Source organism: Streptomyces sp. 13-12-16 (genome assembly GCF_002114215.1).
Classification (GTDB): Bacteria; Actinomycetota; Actinomycetes; order Streptomycetales; family Streptomycetaceae; genus Streptomyces.
This window is the reverse complement of record NZ_NCTE01000202.1, coordinates 1-6578: the sequence shown is the minus strand read 5'-3', so window position 1 is coordinate 6578 and position 6578 is coordinate 1. Positions and strand designations below refer to the sequence as shown.

General features: G+C 70.5%; 7 protein-coding genes. 2 read left to right on the top strand and 5 right to left on the bottom strand.

The window, feature by feature from the left end; genetic code table 11:
• Window positions 1-269: 269 nt before the first annotated feature.
• Entirely contained in the window at window positions 270-1061 is a 792-nt protein-coding gene (locus B7767_RS09490; protein WP_085571800.1) for a S16 family serine protease, read from the top strand.
• 11 nt (window positions 1062-1072) lie between these two features.
• Here B7767_RS09490 and B7767_RS09485 read toward each other — a convergent pair whose 3' ends face one another.
• The 5 genes from B7767_RS09485 to B7767_RS09465 are packed head-to-tail and all read right to left on the bottom strand — an operon-like array spanning window position 1073 to window position 5328.
• Window positions 1073-2050: a glycine betaine ABC transporter substrate-binding protein gene (locus B7767_RS09485; protein WP_085571799.1), complete on the bottom strand. Its 978-nt coding sequence runs from the start codon at window positions 2048-2050 to the stop codon at window positions 1073-1075.
• Window positions 2047-2931, bottom strand: coding sequence for an ABC transporter permease (locus tag B7767_RS09480; protein ID WP_085571798.1), 885 nt, complete (start codon window positions 2929-2931; stop codon window positions 2047-2049). The genes B7767_RS09485 and B7767_RS09480 overlap by 4 nt, the downstream gene beginning before the upstream one ends.
• Window positions 2928-4187, bottom strand: coding sequence for an ABC transporter ATP-binding protein (locus B7767_RS09475; RefSeq protein ID WP_085571797.1), 1260 nt, complete (start codon window positions 4185-4187; stop codon window positions 2928-2930). The genes B7767_RS09480 and B7767_RS09475 overlap by 4 nt, the downstream gene beginning before the upstream one ends.
• Complete coding sequence (locus B7767_RS09470) at window positions 4180-4827, bottom strand: ABC transporter permease (RefSeq protein ID WP_085571796.1); 648 nt, start codon at window positions 4825-4827, stop codon at window positions 4180-4182. The genes B7767_RS09475 and B7767_RS09470 overlap by 8 nt, the downstream gene beginning before the upstream one ends.
• Window positions 4828-4857: 30 nt before the next feature.
• On the bottom strand, window positions 4858-5328 hold the full coding sequence (locus B7767_RS09465; RefSeq protein ID WP_085571795.1) for an Lrp/AsnC family transcriptional regulator: 471 nt from the start codon (window positions 5326-5328) through the stop codon (window positions 4858-4860).
• A 122-nt stretch (window positions 5329-5450) separates the two neighbouring features.
• On the opposite strand from B7767_RS09465, the gene hppD reads away from it, so the two are divergent.
• Window positions 5451-6578 (top strand): 4-hydroxyphenylpyruvate dioxygenase (hppD, locus tag B7767_RS09460; RefSeq protein WP_085571794.1); only part of this gene is annotated, 1128 nt, incomplete at its 3' end.

Below are 6578 nucleotides of genomic sequence, written 5' to 3'. Positions count from 1 at the left end.
GCCCCTCCCGCGGGCAGTCGTGCCGCAGGGCGGCACGGGTGGGCGCGGACGGCACCCCGTGAGCGCCGGGCTGCGCGACGTCCCCCCGGCAGGCACCCGCGCCGTTGCGTCGCCGGGGGTGGGTCGCTGTGGCCGGCGCCTGCCGGGTGCCTCCTCCAGAGGGGGTGCCCCCAGCGCCCACCCGTGCCGCCCTGGGGGGCACCTCCCAGGCCCTCAAGGCACTGGGGGAGGCACGACTGCGCGCAGCGGCGGCACGTTAGATTGACTCCGTGCTCTCCCGCCTCACGCGTCCCCAAGCCCTCGCCGTCCTGGCCGCCCCCGTCGTCGCGCTGCTGGCCACAGCCGCGTTCGCCCCGCTCCCCTTCTCCGTCGCCCAGCCCGGCATGACCGCGAACGTGCTCGGTGAGGACAAGGGCACCCAGGTCATCACGATCACCGGCGCCCCCGTGCGGGAGACCAGCGGGCAGTTGCGGATGACCACCATCGAGGCGACCTCCCCGGACACCCGCGTCGGCCTCCCGGACGTCATCGACAGCTGGTTCAGCACGGACCAGGCGGTCATGCCCCGCGACTCCGTCTACCCCAGCGGCGACAGCGTCAAGGAGATCGAGCGGTACAACCGCGAGCAGATGAAGGAGTCCCAGGACGAGGCCACCCGGGCCGCCCTGAACTACCTGGACCGCGAGGACGACGACATCGAGGTCGGCCTCGAGCTCGCCGACGTCGGCGGCCCCAGCGCCGGCCTGCTGTTCTCCCTCGGCATCGTCGACAAGCTGAACGGCGACGGCAGCGGCGGCGACCTCACCGGCGGCCGGGTCATCGCCGGTACGGGCACGATCGACGCGGACGGCACCGTCGGCGCGGTCGGCGGCGTGCCCCTGAAGACGCAGGCGGCCGAGCGGGACGGCGCCACCGTCTTCCTGGTCCCGAAGGCCGAGTGCTCCGACGCGCAGGCCGAACTCCCCGAGGGCCTGCGCCTGATCCCGGTCACCACCCTCAAGAGCGCCGTCGACGCCCTGATCGCCCTGGAGAAGGGCACCGGCAAGGTCCCCGCCTGCTAGCCCTCCTTCCGCTAGCCCTCCTTGACGAACCCCTCCTCCACCATCCAGTCCAGCGCCACCTGGTGCGGATCCTCCCCGTCGACGTCCACCTTCGCGTTGAGGTCCTGCGCCACGGTGTTGTCGAGCTTCGCGGTCACCGGCGCGAGGACGTCGGCGATGGCCGGCCACTTCTCGAACGTGTCGGTGTTGACCGTCGGCGCCGCGTTGTAGTTGGGGAAGAACTTCTTGTCGTCCTCCATCACCACCAGGTTCATCGACTTGATCCGCCCGTCGGTGGTGAAGACCTCGCCGTACGTGCAGGCGCCCTTGGCCGTCTGGGTGTAGATGATCCCGGTGTCCATCTGCGTGACGTTGCGCGCCGGGATGTCCATGCCGTACGCCTTCTCCATGCCCGGCAGTCCGTCCGAGCGGTTGGCGAACTCGCCCTCCACGCACAGCGTCACCGCACCCGGATCGGACCTCGCCAGCTCCGCCACCTCGGAGAGGGTCCGCGTGCGGTACTTCTCGTAGTTCGCCTGGCTCATGGCGAGGGCGTAGGTGTTGTTCAGCTCCGACGGCTCCAGCCAGGTCACCCCGTTCCTCACGTCCGCGTCCCGCACCGCCTCCCACTGTTCGCGCGGGTCGGGGATCGGCCTGCTGTTGCCCTGGTACGTGATCCACGCCGTGCCCGTGTATTCGAACCCGGCGTCCGCCTCGCCGTTGACGACCGCCTCCCGCGAGCCGACCGAGCCCTGGATGCCGGTCCGGTCGACGACCTCCGCGCCGGCCGCCTGGAAGGCGATGCCCATGATCGCGCCGAGGATGAGCTGCTCGGTGAACTCCTTCGACGTGACGGTCAGCTCCGCGCCCTCCAGCGGTCCGCCCTTGCCGATCGAGCCGGGCTCCACGTCGTCGACCATGGGGGAGCCGCTGGTCAGCCCGCAGCCCGAGGCCGCCGCCAGCAGCGCCCCGGCCAGGAACAGGCGGACACGTACCCGTACACGCCTCATGGGCCCGCCTCCAGACCCCGCGGCCGCAGCAGCAGCTCCGCCAGGGAGGCCAGCCAGTCCACCAGCAGCGCGAGGACGACGGTGAGGACCGAACCCACCACCAGCACCGGCATCCGCTGGCTGGTGATCCCGGTGGTGATCAGTACGCCGAGCCCTCCGCCCCCGCCGAAGGTGGCCAGCGTCGCCGTGCCGACGTTCAGGACGAGCGCCGTGCGCACACCCGCCAGGATGAGCGGGACGGCCAGCGGCAGCTCCACCCGCGTGAGCACGCCCGGGGGGGACATGCCGATGCCGCGCGCCGCCTCCAGCAGCGTCGGGTCGTTGGCCTTCAGCCCGGCGATGGTGTTGGACAGCACCGGCAGCACGGCGTAGGCGATGATGCCGATCAGGGCGGCCCTGCGGCCGATGCCCAGCCAGATCACCAGCAGCGCCAGCAGACCGATCGCCGGGGTCGCCTGGCCCATGTTGGCCAGCGCCATCGCCGCCGGGGTGGCCCTGCGGAACATGCGGCGGGTCAGCAGGACGCCCAGCGGGATCGCGATGACCAGCACGAAGAACGTCGAGATCACGGTGAGCTGGATGTGCTGCCACAGCGCCTTGGTCACCTGCCCGTTCGACAGCGCGTTGCGGGTGAGCGCGTCGAGGTCGGCCTGCTCGAACCAGAGCCAGGTCGCGAGCAGCACGGCGATCAGCACCACCGGCAGGAACGTCAGCTTCCGCCAGGTCACCCGGGGCGGCTTCACGGCCGGGGGCGGGGGAGGGGCCGCCGCCTCGTCGGACGATCCGCCGCCCTCGTCCCGGAACGTGTGCCCCCGCACCTCGTGCTCGCCCTCGGGCCGCCACCCGGAGGAGCCGGAGGAGCCGGAAGCGGAGGCCCTCACGCCTTCGCCTCCCCGCCGAAGCCCTCCTGCTCGGCGTGCGTCTGCGCGGACCGCTGCTCCTCGAGTTCGTGCTGGGCGTCCATCGCCTCCAGGCGGTCGGCCTCCAGCAGTTCGTGCACGGAGTTCATCAGCGTCTCCACGTCCACGACGCCCTCGTACGCGCCGCGCCGCCCGGTGACCGCGACCCGCCCCGTGTTGTCGGTGAGCACCGCCTCCAGCGCGTCCCGCAGCGTCGCGTCCCGGGTCACCGTGTCGTGCACCAGCGTGCCCGCGCGGGCCAGCGAACCCTTGGCGAGCGTCATGTCACCGCGCCGGAGCCACTTGTAGGGGCGGCCCCGCTTGTCGAGCAGCAGGATCTCGTTGAAGCCGCTGGAGCGGAGCCGGTCGAAGATGTGCTGGAGCGGGTCGTCGACGGTCACCGTCGGATAGTCGGTGATCTCCACGTCCCGCACCCGGGTCAGGTTGAGCCGCTTCAGCGCCGCCCCGGCGCCCACGAACCCCGACACGAAGTCGTCGGCGGGGTTGGTGAGGATCGCCTCCGGGGTGTCGAACTGGGCGATGTGGGAGCGTTCGCGCAGCACCGCGATCCGGTCGCCGATCTTGATCGCCTCGTCGAAGTCGTGGGTGACGAAGACGATCGTCTTGTGCAGCTCCCGCTGGAGCCGGATCAGCTCGTCCTGGAGGTGGTCCCGGGTGATCGGGTCGACCGCGCCGAACGGCTCGTCCATCAGCAGCACCGGCGGGTCCGCCGCCAGCGCCCGCGCCACGCCCACCCGCTGCTGCTGGCCGCCGGAGAGCTGGCGCGGATAGCGGCCGTGGAACTCGCCGGGGTCCAGACCGACCAGGTCCAGCATCTCCTCCACCCGCGCCCGCACCCGGGACGTGGGCCAGCGCAGCATCCTGGGCACCAGCGCGATGTTCTGCGCCACCGTCATGTGCGGGAACAGCCCGCTCGCCTGGATCGCGTACCCGATCTTGCGGCGCAGCCGCACCGGGTCCATGTCGGTGACGTCCTCGCCGCCGATGCGGATCCGGCCGCCCGTCGGCTCGATCAGCCGGTTGATCATCTTCAGGGTGGTGGACTTCCCGCAGCCCGAAGGGCCGACGAAGATCACCGTCTCGCCCGCCCTGATGTCCATGCTGACGTTGTCGACGGCGGGCAGCGCGCTGCCCGGGTACCGCTTGGTCAGGCCTTCCAGCTCGATGGCGGCCCCGACCGACCCGGACTGCGTCTCGGGTGTCTCGGCGTCAGGCACGGATCCCCCTGGGAATGGTCAGCCGCCCGATCAGCACGTACGCGGCGTCGAACAGCAGGGCCAGGACGATGATCCCGAGGGTGCCCGCGAGCACCTGGTTCAGCGCGTTCTTGCTGCCCAGGGAGGCGATCCCGCGGAAGATCAGGTTGCCGAGGCCGGGCCCGGAGGCGTACGCGGCGATGGCGGCGATGCCCATCAGCATCTGCGTGGAGACCCGGATCCCGGTCAGGATCGGCGGCCAGGCCAGCGGCAGCTCCACCCGCGTCAGCCGGGCCGCGCGCGACATGCCGATGCCCTTGGCCGCGTCCACCAGCGACGGGTCGACCCCGCGCAGCCCCACGATCGCGTTCCGCACGATCGGCAGCAGCCCGTACAGCGTCAGCGCGATCACCGTCGGCGGTACCCCGAGCCCCACCAGTGGGATCAGCAGACCGATCATGGCCAGCGCCGGGATGGTCAGCAGGGTGGCGGTGGCGGTCGTGGCGAGATTGCCGGCCCACTCGCTGCGGTAGGTGGCCACCGCGATCAGCACACCGAGCAGGGTCGCCACCACCATGCACTGGAAGACGACACTGGCGTGCTGGTAGGCGTCGACGAGCAGCTGCTGATGCCGGCTCCCCAGGTACTCCCAGAAGTTCACCCCTGCTCACCCCAGCTCGGCCAGGTCGGTTCACTCGCCGAGCGCGGCCTGCTCCACCAGCGGGATGATCCGCAGCGGAACGGGGTTCTCCATGACGATCGCCGTGGAGGCCCGGACGATGCCATCAAAACCGACGACGCGGTCGATCACCCGCTGGAGATCGGCGTTGGAGCGCGCCACGAGGCGGCACATCATGTCCCCGGTACCGGTCGTGGTGTGCAGCTCCAGCACCTCCGGCACGGTCGTCAAGTGGGCCCGTACGTCCGCTCCTTGGCCCTGCCGGATCTGCAGCGTGGCGAACGCCGTGACCGGGTAGCCGAGGGCCGCCGGATCCACCTCGGGGCCGAATCCGCGGATGACTCCGTTCGACTGAAGCCGGTCGAGGCGGGCCTGCACGGTCCCGCGCGCCACCCCCAGCCGCCGGGACATCTCCAGCACCCCGATGCGCGGCTCCCGCGCCAGCAGCAGGATGATCCGCCCGTCCAGATGATCGATCGCCATACGGCCCTCCCCAGTGGTCATCCTGTACAGAAAGCCCGTGAACGGTCCCTTACGGCTGAACAGATTGTCCAGTGAAAAGGCGAACTATTGCGCACCTTGCGGAGCTGGCCCACCCTGCCCCTATGACGCAGACCACACACCACACTCCCGACGTGACCGCCCGGCAGGCCGATCCCTTCCCGGTCAAGGGAATGGACGCGGTCGTCTTCGCGGTGGGCAACGCCAAGCAGGCGGCGCACTACTACTCCACCGCCTTCGGCATGAAGCTGGTCGCCTACTCCGGACCGGAGAACGGCAGCCGCGAGACCGCGAGCTACGTCCTGGAGAGCGGCTCGGCCCGCTTCGTGTTCACCTCGGTGATCAAGCAGTCCACCGAGTGGGGCGCCTTCCTCGCCGACCACGTGAGCGCGCACGGCGACGGCGTCGTCGACCTCGCCATCGAGGTCCCGGACGCCCGCGCCGCGTACGCCTACGCCGTCGAGCACGGCGCCCGCTCCGTCGCCGAGCCGTACGAGCTGAAGGACGAGCACGGCACCGTCGTCCTCGCCGCGATCGCCACGTACGGCAGGACCCGCCACACGCTGGTCGAGCGGAGCGGCTACGACGGCCCCTACCTGCCCGGGTACGTCGCCGCCGACCCGATCGTCGAGCCGCCGGCCCAGCGCTCCTTCCAGGCGATCGACCACTGCGTCGGCAACGTCGAACTCGGCCGGATGAACGAGTGGGTGGAGTTCTACAACAAGGTCATGGGCTTCACGAACATGAAGGAGTTCGTGGGCGACGACATCGCCACCGAGTACAGCGCGCTGATGTCGAAGGTGGTCGCCGACGGCACGCTCAAGGTCAAGTTCCCGATCAACGAGCCCGCCATCGCCAAGAAGAAGTCCCAGATCGACGAGTACCTGGAGTTCTACGGCGGGGCCGGCGTCCAGCACATCGCGCTGAACACCAACGACATCGTGCAGACGGTCCGCCAGATGCGCGCGTCCGGGGTCCGGTTCCTGGACACCCCCGACTCGTACTACGACACGCTCGGCGAGTGGGCGGGCGAGACGCGGGTGCCGGTGGAGACGCTGCGCGAGCTGAAGATCCTCGTCGACCGCGACGAGGACGGCTACCTGCTCCAGATCTTCACCAAGCCGGTCCAGGACCGCCCGACGGTCTTCTTCGAACTCATCGAACGCCACGGCTCGATGGGCTTCGGCAAGGGCAACTTCAAGGCCCTCTTCGAGGCCATCGAACGAGAGCAG

Bases quoted from the DNA above. Each gene is read 5' to 3' on its own strand.
- B7767_RS09485 (WP_085571799.1), bottom strand. From the start codon at position 2,050: ATGAGGCGTGTACGGGTACGTGTCCGCCTGTTCCTGGCCGGGGCGCTG.
- B7767_RS09465 (WP_085571795.1), bottom strand. From the start codon at position 5,328: ATGGCGATCGATCATCTGGACGGGCGGATCATCCTGCTGCTGGCGCGG.